General features: G+C 48.8%; 17 protein-coding genes. 13 read left to right on the forward strand and 4 right to left on the reverse strand.

The features are described 5' to 3' along the window. Positions 1-52 precede the first annotated feature (52 nt). The gene (locus G441_RS0109820) at positions 53-2,185 is read right to left on the reverse strand and encodes an exonuclease domain-containing protein (RefSeq protein WP_026376195.1); all 2,133 of its coding nucleotides are present in this window, start codon (positions 2,183-2,185) and stop codon (positions 53-55) included. A gap of 68 nt (positions 2,186-2,253) precedes the next feature. Then, positions 2,254-2,556, reverse strand: coding sequence for an HNH endonuclease (locus G441_RS19545; protein ID WP_084407334.1), 303 nt, complete (start codon positions 2,554-2,556; stop codon positions 2,254-2,256). Positions 2,557-2,646: 90 nt separating this feature from the next. Between G441_RS19545 and G441_RS0109835 the strand changes: the two genes are divergently transcribed. From G441_RS0109835 to G441_RS0109850, 3 genes are all read left to right on the forward strand, one after another. Further along, complete coding sequence (locus G441_RS0109835; RefSeq protein WP_026376196.1) at positions 2,647-2,838, forward strand: zinc ribbon domain-containing protein; 192 nt, start codon at positions 2,647-2,649, stop codon at positions 2,836-2,838. After that, positions 2,831-3,490, forward strand: a complete 660-nt coding sequence (locus G441_RS0109840; RefSeq protein ID WP_051275469.1) for a flavin reductase family protein — start codon at positions 2,831-2,833, stop codon at positions 3,488-3,490. The genes G441_RS0109835 and G441_RS0109840 overlap by 8 nt, the downstream gene beginning before the upstream one ends. 253 nt (positions 3,491-3,743) lie before the next feature. Next, entirely contained in the window at positions 3,744-4,364 is a 621-nt protein-coding gene (locus G441_RS0109850; protein WP_026376198.1) for a TIGR02466 family protein, read from the forward strand. Here the strand turns inward: G441_RS0109850 and G441_RS18395 are convergent. Next, on the reverse strand, positions 4,361-5,140 hold the full coding sequence (locus G441_RS18395; protein ID WP_051275470.1) for a substrate-binding periplasmic protein: 780 nt from the start codon (positions 5,138-5,140) through the stop codon (positions 4,361-4,363). The genes G441_RS0109850 and G441_RS18395 overlap by 4 nt on opposite strands. 166 nt (positions 5,141-5,306) lie before the next feature. Between G441_RS18395 and prmA the strand changes: the two genes are divergently transcribed. The 10 genes from prmA to envZ all read left to right on the forward strand — a co-directional run bounded on the left by prmA (position 5,307) and on the right by envZ (position 15,977). After that, complete coding sequence (gene prmA / locus G441_RS0109860) at positions 5,307-6,200, forward strand: 50S ribosomal protein L11 methyltransferase (RefSeq protein ID WP_026376199.1); 894 nt, start codon at positions 5,307-5,309, stop codon at positions 6,198-6,200. A gap of 149 nt (positions 6,201-6,349) precedes the next feature. Continuing rightward, complete coding sequence (gene dusB, locus G441_RS0109865) at positions 6,350-7,351, forward strand: tRNA dihydrouridine synthase DusB (RefSeq protein WP_026376200.1); 1,002 nt, start codon at positions 6,350-6,352, stop codon at positions 7,349-7,351. A 30-nt stretch (positions 7,352-7,381) separates the two neighbouring features. Continuing rightward, on the forward strand, positions 7,382-7,675 hold the full coding sequence (gene fis, locus G441_RS0109870; RefSeq protein ID WP_026376201.1) for a DNA-binding transcriptional regulator Fis: 294 nt from the start codon (positions 7,382-7,384) through the stop codon (positions 7,673-7,675). A 100-nt stretch (positions 7,676-7,775) separates the two neighbouring features. Further along, positions 7,776-9,362 (forward strand): bifunctional phosphoribosylaminoimidazolecarboxamide formyltransferase/IMP cyclohydrolase, encoded by a 1,587-nt coding sequence (purH, locus tag G441_RS0109875; protein WP_026376202.1) that lies wholly within the window; start codon positions 7,776-7,778, stop codon positions 9,360-9,362. 64 nt (positions 9,363-9,426) lie between these two features. Next, the gene (purD, locus tag G441_RS0109880; RefSeq protein ID WP_026376203.1) at positions 9,427-10,713 is read left to right on the forward strand and encodes a phosphoribosylamine--glycine ligase; all 1,287 of its coding nucleotides are present in this window, start codon (positions 9,427-9,429) and stop codon (positions 10,711-10,713) included. A 114-nt stretch (positions 10,714-10,827) separates the two neighbouring features. Next, positions 10,828-11,778, forward strand: coding sequence for an ion transporter (locus G441_RS0109885; RefSeq protein ID WP_026376204.1), 951 nt, complete (start codon positions 10,828-10,830; stop codon positions 11,776-11,778). Positions 11,779-11,867: 89 nt separating this feature from the next. Next, the gene (locus G441_RS0109890; RefSeq protein WP_026376205.1) at positions 11,868-12,773 is read left to right on the forward strand and encodes a phosphoribulokinase; all 906 of its coding nucleotides are present in this window, start codon (positions 11,868-11,870) and stop codon (positions 12,771-12,773) included. 125 nt (positions 12,774-12,898) lie between these two features. Next, a complete protein-coding gene (locus G441_RS0109895; RefSeq protein ID WP_026376206.1) occupies positions 12,899-13,828 on the forward strand; it encodes a GAF domain-containing protein in 930 nt (309 codons plus the stop codon). Positions 13,829-13,934: 106 nt separating this feature from the next. Next, entirely contained in the window at positions 13,935-14,669 is a 735-nt protein-coding gene (gene ompR, locus G441_RS0109900; protein ID WP_026376207.1) for an osmolarity response regulator transcription factor OmpR, read from the forward strand. 9 nt (positions 14,670-14,678) lie between these two features. Then, complete coding sequence (gene envZ / locus G441_RS0109905) at positions 14,679-15,977, forward strand: two-component system sensor histidine kinase EnvZ (protein WP_026376208.1); 1,299 nt, start codon at positions 14,679-14,681, stop codon at positions 15,975-15,977. A gap of 1 nt (position 15,978) precedes the next feature. Here envZ and G441_RS0109910 read toward each other — a convergent pair whose 3' ends face one another. Further along, positions 15,979-17,541 (reverse strand): phosphoenolpyruvate carboxykinase, encoded by a 1,563-nt coding sequence (locus tag G441_RS0109910; RefSeq protein ID WP_051275471.1) that lies wholly within the window; start codon positions 17,539-17,541, stop codon positions 15,979-15,981. Between the last annotated feature and the right edge of the window lie 177 nt (positions 17,542-17,718).

Consider the following 17,718-nt stretch of genomic DNA (forward strand, 5'->3'; position numbering starts at 1 on the left):
ACGATAATTACGTGTTCTTCATGATTTAGATTACTCGGGGCCAATACTTTACTTATGTTGTCTGACAGCGCTTTTGGTTGATGATGTTCAGCAACCCTGCCGCAGCCAGGGCGTCTGACATGGCCCGGTGGTGACGCTGCATATCAATCGCAAAGTGCTCGGTAAGGTTGGCCAGAGAGTAAGAAGATAATCCTGGCACGGCTTTGCGCATCTCTCTAACAGTACACAACTTTGGCATGCTGAAGTGTTGTTCAAGCCGAGCGAATTCCTGCTTGATAAAGCCGTAGTCAAAATTAACGTTGTGCGCTACGAAAATACAGCCATCCAAAATGTGTCGCAGCTCATCACAAATATCAGCAAACACGGGCGCGTCAGCAACCATGGCGTTATCAATGCCAGTCAGTCTGGTGATATTGGCGGGGATGTGACGCTGTGGATTAAGCAGCGTTTGCCAGGTATCGACCACCTCGCCGGACACCACTTTGGCAATACCAATCTCGGTGATGCGATGATTCGCTGCCCGCCCTCCTGTTGTCTCGATATCGACAACCGCATAGGGCTGGTCTGGCTCAATGCACCAATCCACCTGAGTGATGCGTACATCAAAACCATTGGCTTTAAGCTTTTTAATCGTGATGAGCTGGTTGCGACGCAGCTGGTCTCCTACCGCTTTTACTTCTTCGAAGTGTCCCTTGCCATGCTCAATAATCAACAAGTCAGGATAACCATCGCTAAAGCTTGCGTAGTCCTCACACATACATCGCAACTGCTGTTTAACGGAGGATAAAGGCAACACGGTGACAAAGCGACGAAGCTGTTCAAGTAAGCCACTGTGCCAGTGAAATAAAGGTGTCACCCGGCCAAAATATTGCGTTGCATTGCGGCTCAGCTGCTGCATCAACGTGTTAAGGTCGGTAATGCTCTCTAGCTTTTTATCTATCCAGGGCTGCATCTGGGCATAAAACTGGTTAGTCACCAGCAGTCGTGGACGGCGATCAAACTCGTTACTCAACGCACTGTCATCACGTTCATACAGTTCAGGCCAGAACAGCAGTCCGAATAATGCTCGCCAGGGGGTATTTTCCGTATGATATGCTGCTTTTCCCAGCGTTTTATAGTGATCAATTACGCCACGCTCGACCTGATGCCGATAGCGCTCATCAATCTGGATCTGCTGGCTATCTTTACGTAACCAGTCTGTCAGCACGCTGGTTCTTTTCTTTTTGTATTTACGGGCTAAGAAATCTTCGGCAAAGGCCAGCAAGGACTCGGATTCCGGCTCGTCTATGATCTTAGTCAGTGAGGCTTCAACGAAGTCTTTGTCACCGTCTTTGTAGCGTTCACGTAGCCACTTCTCTGTTGCGTCCGGATGGTTCGACAGAGCCAGTGCTGACATTGCGTGCTGCCTGGATTCTGTCAGCAACAGTCTGCCAAGTTGATAGAAATAGCGGTCTTTAAGCTGCTCGGCGCGCTCTCCCTGAGCATCAGGAGGCGTCGCGATATTATCCAAATCCTGTTGAGTTACGCCTTTATCTGATAACGCACTATCCAGCGTGGCATAGTGAAACGCGGTTTTTGCTTCGTTACGGGTATGAAACCGTGCATTTTGCTGGCCTGCATCATCGCGTGTTTTCATCACACCAAGATCGCGCATTGAGAAGCGATTTAATGCTCCGCGCAAATTGCCAAAAAACAGAAATAAAAAATAATCCACGATATGACCAAATGTGCGCACGCTGTATTCATCCTGAAAACGCGTAATGACGTCTGTTTCGCGCACGCAATGTAGTGCATGGGCCAGCAGCTGTGGCTTTTTTAGCTGTGACACGCCTCGTTGCTGACCACAATCCTTTAACAGACTGGTTAGCTGGGGGCGGGTCAAGGTGTGCAGAAAAGCGTTTACATGATTCACCTGAAGCTCGCTCAACAGAGACGCCTGGCGTAGAGAAGCTACTTGGGTCAGTGGCGAATCAATTTCGTCATAAAACATGGAGCTGTGCGCAATAAACGCAGATTTGCGGTTAGCAATGCGAACCAGGGCACACTGACTATCGGTCGCGAGGCGATCAAAGGTATGAATGAAAGCCTCATCCTGCTCATCGAGCAGCGGCGCACAAGGACCTCGTATGTAGTCCAGAAATTCCTCAAAATGAGTCAGATAGTAGCGGTCAGGTAACCTGATCATGAAGGGCTGTATAAATAAACAGTTGTATCGATAATCTACCGCACTGTATGCGAGCAGGCAAGTGCGTATCAAAAACGATGCCGGACCTTTTGTTTACTTATCCAGTGATAATGCTGACGCAGCGTATCATCAACCAACAGCCTCTGAGCGTTGTAGTAATGTTTGGCGAGCGTCATTTCATCATAATGTGAATGGATCCCATCATGACACGCCCGGCACACAGACATGCCATTATTGAGCTTATCCCGACTAAAATGTTTTCGAAAATACTGCCGCCGATGCATTTTTTTCGGAATAAAGTGATGAAATGTCAGGGCGACCTGTCGGCTGCAGCAAGGACAGAAACCGTATTTTGGTTTTGTATGTGACATACAGACAGTTACGAACGCAAAGCCATTAAAGATTAAATCCGCATCATCAAAAAGTACGTAATGACCATATCAAAAACACAAGGAGACAATATGAGCTTAACCAGCGCAGCGCGCTTTGAATGCCCTTATTGTATGACCATCAATGATATCGATGTTGATGAGACCAATGATATTAACCAGCAGCAGATTACTGATTGTCAGATTTGCTGCCAGCCGATTGAAATCACTATTTTTGAGCAGATGGGTGAACTGGTGATACAGGCGGAACGAGAAAATGACTAAACCACAACAGGTTTTCTATGCTGACGGCGATACCATTGCCAATATGGAGCAGCGCTACCGTGCAGCATTCATCAACAGTCTGAGCGGATTCAAAAGCGCCAATCTGATTGGCACATCAAGCTCTGATGGAGTGAATAACCTGGCTATTGTGAATTCGGTGTTTCACGTCGGTGCTAATCCGCCATTATTGGGTATGATCATACGTCCGCATACGGTGCGCCGCGATACCTTGGAAAATCTTGAGGCAACCGGACAGTACACGATAAACCATATCAACCAGGATATTCTGCGGCAGGCCCATCAAACGTCAGCGCGTTATGAAGCAGAGGTCAGCGAGTTCGACGCTGTTGGATTAACGCCTGAATATGGCAAGCGCTGTAACGCGCCCTATGTAGCACAAGCGATCATCAAAATTGGCTTACAAAAAAAACAGGTCACAGAGCTGGAAATAAATGGCACAGTCTTGGTTATCGGACAGATAACGGAGGTTATGTTGCCCGACAATATCATTGCCGGCGATGGCTATGTGGACATAGAAAAGGCAGGGACGGTGGCGATAAGCAGTCTGGACAGTTATCACAACACCCAGCGCATTGAACGTCTGACCTACGCAAAACCCGATTTACCCGTATCTGCCATAGGAGTTGAATAATGATACCCAATTTAGGCCAGCTGCTACTCGTGTGCGGCGCCGTTAGCATTATCGTCATTGCTATCGTGTTGTTTATGATAAAAATAATGAAGCAAGATGTTCAGGATGATGATTATTAGCGAATAAGTAACACATCGCAGCAATTTGTAGATGCTGATGTAATTTGGTAAAACGGTGATGACAGTGACGTGTGCATCCATAGCGCTCGTCAGAACAATAACAACGAAAAAACGTCATTTCCCAGGAACGCAACATGACACTAAAAAAATACAATGTGCAGCCGCTTTTCGCTATCCCTTATATGCGTGCTGACCTATCCCATGCGATTACGCCGGAACAGGTTGAATTTATCCAGAACCTGAAAATGGTGCCAAATCAAACCAACCTGATTTCCGAAAATTTATATATCTTTGAAGAGCCAGAGCTTAAGTCGATTAAAGAAGCCGTTCAGCACGCGCTGGACACGTATGCATCAGAAGTGATGGGGATCCCTCAAAAACTGTACGTCACGCAGAGTTGGTCATTGATCAATGAACCCGGTCAGGGCATGCATGGTCATGCACATTCAAATTCGATTGTATCCGGCTCTCTTTATTATGCACCTCTGCCTAACCCGCCTTCCAAGATGGTGTTCGATAAACACACTGCATACAGACAGTTAGTGCTTAACCCACTTAAAGAGAAACAAAATATCTACAATACGCCACTAAACGTGGTAGAGCCCAAAGATCACGAAATCCTAATGTTTCCCTCTGAGCTGACCCATCAGGTCGAACCAAACATGAGTAAAGAAAGACGCTATTCGATCGCATTTAATGCGTTTGTGAAAGGCACACTGGGCGACTTCAGGGATGTATCGCAACTGACGCTTTAATGACTGACCCGGTGACGCTCTACCAGCGTCGCCATTTCTTCAAGTTTATATTTCTCTGCCAGCCTTCTGTAAAGGCCATCGTCGTGAGCCCTGGACAGTTCTACGTTAAACCGTTTGAGGATTTTTGGTTCTTTAAATCCGGCCTGATAATAATTAGTAGGAAACAGCTGAAAAATATCGACTTTATCAGTCTGGTCTATCCCTGTGATATCTTCGCTGAGATGCATAAAAATGAAGCGGTCCATTATGGCCAGATCAATGCTGCCCATCAGTAACATCTCCACCTGACGACGCTGCTCCGGCAATTCTATATAAAGCTCCGCATTGTGCACAGCCGTTCTATAAATATCACCCAACACCTTGTGCGCATTTTGAAACGCCGCCACTGAATAGTGACTAATCTCAGGTAACGCGCGAATTTCCCGCGATGCGCTGGCGAGGGAGATAACAGCATTTTGGTAAGCGACGTACGCGTCAGATAGCATCTCCTCAGGGATGCCATGCGTAGTGGTAAGGGTAAGGCCCATGTCGACGCTGCCATCCTGAATCATCTTGACACTGCGTCCGTAAGGGACATACAGAATATAGACATCCTTGTACCCCATACGAGTAAGTATTTCGGTGATCAATTCAATTTCGAAACCTGTATCGTCAGCGGCGATAACATAAGGTGGTTTGGTCCATCCCACAGCCACCTCAAACGGCTCTGCACGTGCGACAAATGCGCTCGCTACTGCAAGCAATACGGCTAGGAGGAGACTGGTCCAAGGCTTCATAATAATCTGGTCGTGTGGAGTAAAAAGCGTATGAATTAATACTGAGACTAGCCGTGAGTAGGTCATTTAATCAAGCTTCTTTGCTGAATAAAAAGTGTCCTGCGCTGTGACGCTGAGGTAAGTCGAAGTGTTACACTGTGCGAATGCTCAGTGGTGAGAACAAGAGATGCCCTGGATTCAACTAAAAATAAACGTAAAAGCTGCGCACGCAGAGTCACTTGGCGACGCGCTCAATCAGTGCGGTGCTCAGGCTGTAACCTTTGTCGATGCGAAAGACACGCCAATGTACGAACCGAAACCCGGTGAAATCATGCTATGGCCTGATACCACCGTGATTGGACTGTTCGACGCCAATGATGATATGCAATTGGTTGTCGAGCAACTTGTCTCGGATGGCACTATTAACCAAGGCGCCGTATATGCCCTTGACCAGCTTGAAGATAAAGATTGGGAGCGGGAGTGGATGGACAATTTCCACCCTATGCAGTTTGGTGAAAAGTTATGGATATGCCCAAGTTGGCGGGATATCCCTGACCCTGATGCGGTCAATGTAATGCTTGACCCTGGCCTGGCGTTTGGCACGGGCACCCATCCTACTACATCGCTGTGTCTGAAATGGTTAGACAGCGTGCCACTGCACAACAAGCAGGTGGTAGATTTCGGCTGCGGCTCAGGCATTTTAGGTATTGCCGCGCTCAAACTTGGCGCTGAACACGTGGTTGCTATTGATATTGATCCCCAGGCACTGCTCGCTACCAGGCAGAATGCGCAACACAATCATGTAAGTGAAAAAATAAGCGTATTTTTGCCAAACGCCCAACCTGATATGAAGGCTGATGTTGTTGTCGCCAATATATTAGCAAGCCCCCTTCGCGAACTTCGCAGCGTGATCACCAACTATTGTAAGCCCGGAGGCCAGTTGATTTTATCTGGCATACTGGTTGAGCAGGCAGAGGAGATAGCTGCCCTGTATGCCAGTGACTTTACTATTGATGACATTTCACATCAGGGAGAATGGGCTAGTGTGGCTGGCACGCGACGGACAGCGTCATCCACATAGGTCAGACCAGAGCAGTACAGTATTGTCAAGGGCTGCGCAGTAAAAATTGTGCAAAAAACAGCCTTTCATATTGAGATAAAACACAGTATCATTCACGCCCTTTTCGCTGATTGAACATTTTTTGTGCGTTTTCACGGTGTTAAAAAGGCATGCAGATTGGTCCCTACACGTTAGAAAATAACTTGATGCTTGCGCCTATGGCGGGCGTTACTGACAGACCATTCAGGCAGCTTTGTAAGCGCATGGGTGCAGGCTTGGTCGTATCAGAGATGATCTCTAGCAATCCCAAAACCTGGAACACCGAAAAATCGCGTCAGCGAATGAATCACCGAGGCGAATCTGGTATTCGATCGGTGCAAATTGCTGGATGTGAACCAGAACTCATGGCTCAGGCCGCCCAGTTCAATGTTGATAACGGTGCCCAAATCATTGATATCAACATGGGATGTCCAGCAAAGAAAGTAAATAAAAAGATGGCAGGTTCAGCATTGCTGCAGTACCCAGAGCTGGTGGAACAAATCGTTTCAACGGTGGTTGACGCAGTCGATGTGCCGGTCACGCTAAAAATACGGACAGGGTGGGATACAGATAATCGAAACGGTGTGCGCATTGCGCGTATCGCTGAAGACAATGGTATTCAATCCCTCGCGGTTCATGGTCGAACCCGTGCATGTATGTACAAAGGTAACGCAGAATACGACACCATACGCGCCATCAAACAGGCGGTGTCTATTCCGGTCGTTGCCAATGGTGATATCACCAGCCCGCAGAAGGCTAAAGCGGTGCTGGATTACACCGGTGCAGATGCGTTGATGATTGGACGAGGCGCTCAGGGTAATCCCTGGATTTTCCGCGACATTCATCATTATTTACAAACCGGCGAGCTACATGCCCCGCCAAGCTTGGCTGAACAACACCAGATGCTTATCGAGCACGTGACCAATGTTCACCAGTTTTATGGGGAGTTCATGGGTGCAAGAATCGCTCGGAAACACGTTGGATGGTATCTCGCTGAGCATGATAAAGAGCGCGTGTTCAGAAAAGAGTTTAATGCCATAGATGATGCTAACCAACAACTTGACGCACTGACGCGTTATTTTAATGACCTGGCAAGCGCTGATTCGTTACAAACGGTCACGTCTGCTGCATAGTTTTCACTAACCAAAGAGCAAGATTGTATTATGTTCGATCAAAATGTGACTTCTCCTTTTACTACGACTGTGACCACTCCTTCACAACAGCAGGCACAAAAGCCGCTGCGTGACTCGGTAAAGCAAGCAGTAAATAAATATCTTAAGCAGTTAGACAATACCGACATCGATAATCTGTATGAATTGGTGTTGGCAGAAGTAGAAGCGCCTTTGTTGGAAGAAATCATGACTTTCACTCGCGGCAACCAAACCCGCGCCGCTATCATGATGGGCATCAACCGCGGAACGCTTCGTAAAAAACTGAAGCAGTACGGCATGAACTAAGATTGCCCGGGCGCATGCCCAACGACAAGAGCACCCCAGGGTGCTCTTTTTGTTTACCCGTATCACGTTGCAGTAATTGAACCTAAGAAGACCCGAAAACATGCAAACAGCAAGACCTATTCGCCGCGCGCTATTGAGCGTTTCTGATAAAGCAGGCATCGTCGACTTCGCCAAGCAATTGGTCATCATGAATGTAGACATTCTGTCCACCGGTGGCACCGCGAAAATACTCGCCGAGAACGGCATTCCTGTCACAGAGGTGTCTGACTATACCGGTCACCCTGAGATCATGGACGGCCGAGTAAAAACCTTACACCCAAGAGTGCATGGCGGTATTTTAGGCCGTCGTGGCACCGATGAAGCGGTGATGGCAGATAACCAGATTGAGGCCATTGATTTAGTGGCTGTCAATCTGTACCCATTCGCGGCAACGGTTGCAGACCCTGAATGTAGTCTTGAAGACGCGATCGAAAATATCGACATTGGTGGTCCGACTATGGTGCGCGCAGCAGCTAAAAATCATGCTGATGTGACTATTGTGGTCAATCCTGCGGACTATGAAAGAGTGATTGCTGAGATGCAGGAAAACCAAAACAGCGTCACGGCACAGACCCGCTTTGATCTGGCGATTGCGGCGTTTGAACACACTGCTGAATACGACGGCATGATTGCAAATTACTTCGGCACAATGGTGCAGGAGAGCACAGATGATGAACCTGCCAGTGAATTTCCTCGCACGTTCAATATGCAACTGACCAAAAAGCAGGACTTGCGTTACGGCGAGAATAGTCACCAGAATGCAGCGTTTTACGTAGAGAATAATATTCAGGAGAGTTCCGTCGCCACAGCTCGTCAGTGGCAAGGTAAAGCGTTGAGCTTTAATAACATTGCCGATACAGATGCTGCGTTGGAATGTGTCAAAGAATTTGATCAGCCTGCCTGCGTGATCGTCAAACATGCCAATCCCTGTGGCGTTGCACTCGGTAACAACATTATCGATGCATACAATCGTGCCTATAAAACTGACCCTACATCGGCATTCGGGGGCATTATCGCCTTCAACCGAGAGCTGGATGCGCAAACCGCGACAGCCATTATTGAGCGTCAGTTTGTTGAAGTGATCATTGCCCCAACGGTGAGCGAGGGTGCCAAGCAGGCCATCGAACATAAGAAAAATGTGCGTCTGCTGGAATGTGGCGAATGGCAGGGTCAACTGACGGAAGGTTATGACCTGAAGCGCGTAAACGGCGGCTTGCTGGTACAGGAACGTGATTTCGGCATGGTGGATATGGACGATTTAACGGTCGTGACCAAACGTCAGCCTACAGAACAGGAGCTTAGCGACTTGATGTTCTGTTGGAAAGTCGCAAAATACGTGAAGTCCAATGCCATCGTATATTGTAAAGATGGCATGACCATTGGCGTCGGTGCGGGGCAAATGAGTCGCGTATATTCAGCCAAAATCGCTGGCATCAAAGCCGCGGATGAGGATCTTGAAGTGGCGGGTTCGGTAATGGCTTCGGACGCATTTTTTCCATTCCGAGATGGCATTGATGCAGCAGCTCAAGCGGGTATCAAAGCGGTTATACAGCCTGGCGGTTCGATGCGCGATGAGGAAGTCATTCAAGCGGCAGATGAGCATGGTATCGCCATGGTGTTCACTGGCATGCGTCACTTCCGTCATTAATTGCATAGGCGAAGCGGACAGCCCTCCGCTTCGCCAGTCATATACCAATGAGTGAAACGGTTTTATGAACATACTGGTAATTGGCGGCGGTGGCCGCGAACATGCGCTGGCCTGGAAAGCCTCGCAAAGTGCAAACGTTGACACAGTTTATGTTGCACCTGGAAACGCAGGGACGGCGTTAGAAGCCAAGCTTAAGAACGTTGCCATCGGTGCTGAAGATATCGACGGCCTGCTTGCATTTGCTCAAGAAAATCACATTGACCTGACCATTGTTGGTCCAGAAGCACCGCTGGTGGCAGGTGTTGTCGACAAATTTACTGAGGCTGGGCTGGCGATTTTTGGTCCAACACAAGCCGCCGCTCAGTTGGAAGGTTCAAAAGCGTTTACCAAAGATTTTCTGGCTCGTCACAATATTCCGACAGCGGAATATCAGAATTTTACCGACATTGATGCGGCAATTGCTTACGTGCATGAAAAAGGCGCGCCTATCGTCGTCAAAGCGGACGGACTTGCCGCGGGTAAAGGCGTTATTGTAGCGATGACAGTCGAACAGGCCGAGGAAGCCATTCGTGACATGCTGGCCGGTAATGCATTTGGTGAAGCCGGAAGCAGAGTGGTGATTGAAGAATTTCTGGACGGCGAAGAAGCCAGCTTTATTGTCATGGTAGATGGTCAGCATGTATTGCCTTTTGCGACCAGTCAGGACCACAAGCGCGTTGGAGACGGGGACAGTGGCCCTAACACAGGAGGCATGGGCGCCTACTCACCGGCCCCAGTGGTAACACCTGATATCCATCAGCGTATTATGCAGGAAGTCATCTTGCCAACGGTTGAAGGTATGGCTTCGGAAGGCATGCCATACACGGGCTTTTTATATGCCGGACTGATGATCATGGCAGATGGTACACCTAAAGTGATCGAGTATAACTGCCGCTTTGGTGACCCTGAGACCCAGCCCATTATGTTGCGCATGCAGTCTGATCTTGTTGAACTGTGTCTGGCTGCCTGTGCAGGCAAGCTAAATACGCAAACCATCGAATTTGACGCTCGCGCAGCAGTGGGAGTGGTGCTCGCCGCAGGCGGTTACCCAGGCAGCTATGCTAAGGGTGAGATCATTTCAGGCCTGCAGGTCTGTGAATCTATGCCTGGCAAAGTATTCCATGCCGGTACGGCTCGGCAGGGCGACGATGTTGTTACCAGCGGCGGTCGGGTACTTTGCGCGACCGCGCTTGGAGAGTCAGTGACTGACGCCCAGCGGGATGCGTATGAACTGGTCAAGGCAATATCATGGCGTGACCATTTTTATCGTACAGACATCGCGTATCGGGCTATCGCTCGCGAGCAGAACTAGCGACATTAGCGCAGCTATAAAGGCGACCTCGGTCGCCTTTTTTGATCCACCACACTCGACAGGGTGCTGCTATTCTGTATGGTAAGTAGCAGCACAACCTGTTTTGTGAAATTTATGTCCGGTTTTCGTCAGCGCACAGCTGAATTATTACAAGTCCACAAACGCGGTGACCATGTCAGTCACCTGTTCGACTGGTTTCTTATTTCACTGATAATACTGAATATTATCGCTGTCATGCTGGAAACAGTGGACAGTATTCATAACAAATATCACCTGCAACTGATTTGGTTTGAGCTCTTTTCTGTGGCTATTTTCACTATCGAGTACATCGCACGGGTCTGGTCCTGTATCGAGCTTGAGGAAAGTGATGAACCGCCGTGGAAACAGCGCATGCAATATATGTTGACGCCAATGGCGCTGATTGATTTGGCCGCTTTCCTGCCATTTTATTTAGGCTTTTTTATCAACGCCGATTTGCGCACCTTGCGTATTTTCAGGCTACTTCGTTTAATCAAACTCGGCCGCTACTCATCGGCAATGCAGTTGCTGTTTCAGGTCTTTCAGCGTGAATATCGGGTGCTGGTCGCTGCCCTGACGGTGTTGTTAATGATCATGGTGCTTGCCTCTAGCGGCATTTATCTCATTGAACATGACGTGCAGCCTGACAAGTTTGGTAGCATTCCTGCCGCCATGTGGTGGGCGATGGCGACGCTGACGACCGTCGGCTATGGTGATGTGACTCCCATTACGCCATTGGGAAAGTTCTTTGGTGGTGTGATTACATTGATGGGTGTCGCCATGTTTGCTCTACCAGCAGGTATCCTGGCTTCCAGTTTTTCCGACCAGCTCAGCAGACGACGCAATAAATTCAGTCAAAAAGTGCGTGAAGCATTGGCAAATGGCCACTTGGACTTTCATGATCTACGGGAGCTTGAAAAATGGCGCTTGCAACTCGGACTGGAACACGACGATGCAAAAATATTGATGGATGCCATCAAAGCCGGCACGCAGTCTCAGGAGCCCACACAATGCCCTCATTGTGGAAAGTCCTTGCATGAAAAATAGCCTGCATCAGAGAGCTCAACGTGCATTGCACTTGACCAACCGCACCCGCTTGCTTATAACTGACGTTCGCAAGCCACAACGGGCCGCCTATGTCTGTCAAACATCCGATCATTGCCATCACTGGTTCATCGGGAGCAGGAACTACCACTACGACTAACGCCATCAGGCATATTTTTCGTAACCTCCGAGTCAACGCTGCCGTCGTTGCAGGCGACAGTTTTCATCGCTATACCAGACCCGAGATGGAAGTAGAAATCCGTAAGGCGCAGGAGCAAGGCAGGCACATCAGCTATTTCGGTCCCAAAGCGAACGATTTTGCCTTGCTGGAAAGCTTATTCAAGGAATATGGCGAGACAGGCACCGGCAAGTTCAGACAATATCTGCATACTTTTGATGAAGCGGTGCCCTTTAATCAGATGCCGGGCACCTTTACACCGTGGCAAGACCTGCCGGCTAATACCGATCTTTTGTTTTACGAAGGATTGCATGGCGGTGTGGCGACCGAAGATATTGATGCATCTAAATTTGTTGACTTACTGGTAGGCATGGTACCTATCGTTAACCTGGAATGGATCCAAAAAATCGTTCGCGATACGACAGATCGTGGCCATAGCCGTGAGGCGGTAATGAGCAGCATCGTTCGAAGCCTGGATGACTACTTTAATTACATCACACCGCAGTTTAGTCGCACCCACATCAATTTTCAGCGAGTGCCTACCGTTGATACCTCAAACCCCTTCTCTGCCCGTGAAATTCCCACGCAGGATGAAAGCTTTGTGGTAGTGAGATTCAGGCGGGAAATGCGTAATGTAGATTTTCCCTATCTGCTGCAAATGATTGATGGTTCTTTTATGTCCAGGATCAATACGTTAGTTGTGCCAGGCGGTAAAATCAGTCTTGCCATGGAGCTAATCCTTGCGCCTCTGATTGAGGAGCTGATGGATAAAAAGCGCCGGGCCGGATTCCAGATGGATTGGTTAGCCGAAGGCGAATAGTTTTCAATATCGGTTGAGATTAGATTACACTTAATTAGTGTCCTTAAAGCCCGTGTGGTTAATGTGATCTATTTTCTTTGCCATACTCGTATTGTTTTCGTCATTGCTCATAAATGTGGTGTGTGATGTTACATCCTGAGTTACCTGCCAATGAAAACCAGCGTATTGCCACGTTGCAATCGTTAAGTTTGCTGGATACCCCGGCCGAAGAAAAGCTCGACCGCATTACGCGCATGGCATCGAACATCTTCGATGTGCCCATTGCTTTAGTGAGCCTGGTGGATGCCAATCGTCAGTGGTTTAAATCCAAGGTCGGTCTAGACGCATGTGAAACCAGCCGGGAAATCTCGTTTTGTGGCCATGCAATCGCGCAAGGCGAGCTGCTGTGTATAGAAGATGCGCAGCAGGATGAACGCTTTGTCGACAACCCTCTGGTGACCGGCGACCCAAATATTCGTTTTTACGCGGGCCAACCGCTACGCCATCCTAATGGTTCGGCACTGGGCACCTTGTGCCTGATTGACTCTAAGCCCCGACACTTTAGCGCGGACGATGCGTCTCGTCTTAAAGAGCTGGCGGCAGTAACAGAGCTGGAGTTGTTACGCTCTTCATCGCCGACTATGGATGACATATCACAACTTACCAATAAAGAAGGCTTCCTGACCCTGGGCAAATTCAGTCAGGCCGTGTGTAAGCAATACAACCTTTCAATGTCTGTGGCGTTTTTACACTTGCAAGGGTTATTGGCCATCAAATACGACGAACAGAACTATCATCGGGCAGTAAGAAAGATTGCCGATAAATTTAAGGGGCACTTTCGAGGCTCAGATTTGGTCGCGCGCTATGACGAATTTAGTTTTGTAGCGCTAGTCCCCAATGCCTCTAAAGAATCGGTGTCTGTGCGACTCAATCAGGTTATCAACGAGCTCAATATTGAGTTTGCTCAATCTGAAAATTTCTCCGACTTACAACTGTGCGCGGGTTATGCGTCTTCTGTGCCGGACACATCTCTCGAATCATTGGTATTCGACGCATTTGCTTCCATCCAAATCTAAGTAACAGACACTATTTGTAACAAACACCCTACGTCCCTTACACAAGTCGACTTTTTCCCTGTCGTTATTTGACTTATAGTGAAGAAAAAACATAAGAGTCAAAGTTATGGGACAGGAAACACCTAAGATTCTGGTTGTTGATGATGACATGCGCCTGCGCAGTCTTCTGGAGCGCTATCTTGTTGAGCAAGGGTTTCAGGTACGCTCGGCAGCGAATTCAGAGCAAATGGACCGCCTGCTTGAACGCGAAAACTTCCACCTGATGGTACTGGATCTTATGTTGCCTGGCGAAGACGGTCTGTCGATTTGCCGACGTCTGCGCCAAAAAGAAAACCCGCTTCCTATCATCATGCTCACTGCTAAAGGCGATGAAGTTGATCGCATCATCGGTCTTGAAATGGGGGCTGACGACTACCTGCCCAAGCCGTTTAACCCACGAGAGCTGCTTGCCCGCGTAAAAGCCGTATTGCGTCGTAAAACGACTGAAGCGCCGGGAGCGCCTTCTCAGAACGCACAGTTGGTCGAATTCGGTCGCTATCGACTCAATCTGGCGACCCGCGAAATGACATCAGACGGCAAGCCGATGCCATTAACCAGTGGTGAATTTGCCGTACTGAAGTCTTTGGTCAACCATCCTCGCGAGCCACTGTCCCGCGATAAATTAATGAACCTGGCACGTGGTAGAGACTACAGCGCGCTGGAAAGAAGTATTGATGTACAGGTATCCAGGCTGCGTCGTATGTTGGAAGAGGATCCGGCGAACCCCCGTTATATTCAGACAGTCTGGGGGCTGGGGTACGTATTCGTGCCTGATGGTGAATCTGATTCAAACAACCCATAACCGGCCATCGTGAGGCTGTTTCCTACCAGTGCCTTTGGGCAGACTGTACTGCTAATAGGCGTTCTGCTTCTAATCAATCAGGTAGTGTCTTATCTGTCGGTCACCTATTACTTTATTCAGCCCAGCTATCAACAAATTAATGGGTTATTGGCGACACAGGTCAAGAGTCTGCTCTCCGAGCCAGATGTATTGCAAAATAAAGGGCTCCAGCAACGCATATTAAGTAGTTCAGGAATAAAAGTTCTTGATGAAAATGAAGCGCTAAAACAGGGGCTTGAACAAGCTACTTATTATCAGTTCATGTCTTCTCAAATAAGTCAGGAACTGGGTGGTGAGGCAGACGTTCGGATCAGCACCGGCGAGCCCTATGTCGCATGGATAAATCCGCCGCAGTCTGAGTCCACCTGGATTGCGATTCCTATTCTTGGCACAGGTGACGCCGATTTCTCTCCTTTGACCATGTATCTGCTGGTCATCGGCGTGCTATCTGTCGCCGGTGGGTGGCTGTTTGTACGCCGATTAAATAAACCGTTGCAGGCGCTACAGGTGGCGGCCAGACAGGTAGGTCAGGGCCGTTTCCCCGAACCATTAAAGCAGGAAGGTACCGATGAGCTGATTGCTGTGACCTCGGCGTTTAATCAAATGTCTCGTGGCATCAAACAGCTGGAGCAGGACCGTAACCTGATGACAGCAGGTATTTCTCATGACCTGCGTACGCCACTTACTCGGATTCGCCTCGCCACAGAGATGTTGCCTGACGATCAGGACTGGGTGAAAGACGGGATCATCAATGATATTGAAGACATGAACGATATTATTGATCAATTTATTGACTACGCCCGCTTCGACCAAAAAGAAGAGTTAGAAACAACCAACCTGAATGACCTGATTAAAGCCGCGACGCAGGCGCGTGACGTGGACAATGTCCATACTATCGATTTGGATCTGCATGCCTTGCCTGATATGGAAATTCGCAGAGTGGGCGTAAAGCGGGTGTTAGATAACCTGATCGAGAACGCGTTTAAATATGGCAGTGAACATATCATCATCCGCTCCCGATACGACAAAAGACAGCGCAGAGTTGAGTGTCAAATACGGGACTTTGGCCCGGGCATCCCTGAGCAGGAAATCAGCTCAGTGTTCGAGCCCTTTACGCAGGGAGATAAAGCAAGGGGAAGCGTCGGTTCGGGACTGGGGCTGGCGATAACCAAACGTATTGTCGATATGCATGGTGGTAGGGTAGTGCTGGCGAACCATCCCAATGGAGGGTTAGTCGCCAGCTTCCAGCTACCGCTTAATCAACCGTAGGTCACTCGCTACGCGGACCAGCGTTGCGGATCTCGTCCGACACGTCATACTTTGCGAAATTCTGAGCAAACTGAGCCGCCAGGTTTTTCGCAAACTCATCGTACTTCTGTTTGTCCGTCCAGGTTTCACGAGGATTCAGCAGCTTGCTGTCTACGTTTTCAACCGCAACCGGCACATCCAGATTCAACACATCGATATGCTGCGTTTCGACGTCACTTAGCGTGTCATTCACGATCGCATCTACAATAGCGCGGGTGGTTGGGATGTCGAAACGTTTACCTTCTCCATACGGACCACCGGTCCAGCCGGTATTCACCAGATACACTTTAGAGCCAAACTCACGCACACGCTTAATCAGAAGCTCTGCGTATTCGCCCGCCGGACGTGGGAAGAATGGCGCCCCAAAACAGGTCGAGAAAGTAGATTCGATATCAGCCGTTGAACCAATTTCAGTAGAGCCGACTTTTGCTGTGTAGCCACTCAGAAAGTGATACGCCGCAGCGTGCTCTGAAAGAATGGATACGGGTGGTAGTACACCACTGACGTCACAGGTTAGGAACACGACGGCTCTAGGCTCGCCACCACGGTTTTCCAGCACGCGCTTTTCAATATGCTCAAGTGGATAAGCGGCACGCGTATTTTGGGTGAGACTCACATCTTCGTAGTCTGGTACACCGTTTTCATCCAACACCACATTCTCAAGAATGGTGCCACGCTTTATAGCATTCCAAATCACCGGCTCATTCTTTTCTGACAAGTGAATACACTTCGCGTAGCAACCACCTTCGAAGTTAAACACGCTGCCTGGTGCCCAGCCGTGTTCATCATCACCAATCAGGAATCGCTTTGGATCGGCAGAAAGTGTGGTTTTGCCGGTACCGGACAGACCGAAGAACAACGTGACATCACCTTCCTCACCAACATTCGCCGAGCAGTGCATAGGCAATACCTGATGTGCTGGCAGTAGGAAGTTAAGCACTGAGAACATCGCCTTTTTCATTTCACCGGCATAGCGCATACCGGCAATCAACACCTTGCGTGCAGCGAAATTGATGATAACGGTGCCGTCGCTATTGGTACCGTCACGCTCGGGAACACAGGTAAAACCAGGCACATTCATGATTTGCCAGGGTTGTTCATCTTTAGGGTTCCAGTTATCCGGAATAATGAACAAATTACGCGCAAATATGTGCTGCCAGGCTGTTTCAGTGCGAACCACCAGGGGCAGCGCGTGTTGAGGGTCTGAACCAACCTGCAAATGAGATGTGAAGTAATCGAGGCTGTCGAGGTGCGATTCAACGCGAGCCCACAGTGCGTCAAATTTGTCGTCTGCAAAGGGTCTGTTTACCGGCCCCCACTCAATGTGATCCTGGGTTGTAGACTCTTTCACAATAAACCGGTCGGCTGGCGAGCGACCTGTGCGCTCACCGGTTTCCACGACCAGCGCGCCGTTTGCAGCAAGTCGGCCTTCGCCTCGCTCCAGTGCATATTGAATGAGAGCCTCGGTGTCGAGGTCAACGCGAGAAGAGTCTGGGCGTACTACGCCAGCCGGAATTGCAGTCATCTTGTAACCCTTTATAAAACTTTCAGTGACACTTACAGAATTCGATAAGTCGCGAATTGTAAAGCATTACGGGGGGTTCACAAGCGTTAATATTTACAGGTTTGACCAGAATTTTGTAAAGTTTCAGTTTTTTTAACCAGTTATTAGCAGACACTCAGCGCTTCCTTGCGTTATAAA

It is taken from the genome of Aestuariibacter salexigens DSM 15300, assembly GCF_000429145.1.
Classification (GTDB): Bacteria; Pseudomonadota; Gammaproteobacteria; order Enterobacterales; family Alteromonadaceae; genus Aestuariibacter; species Aestuariibacter salexigens.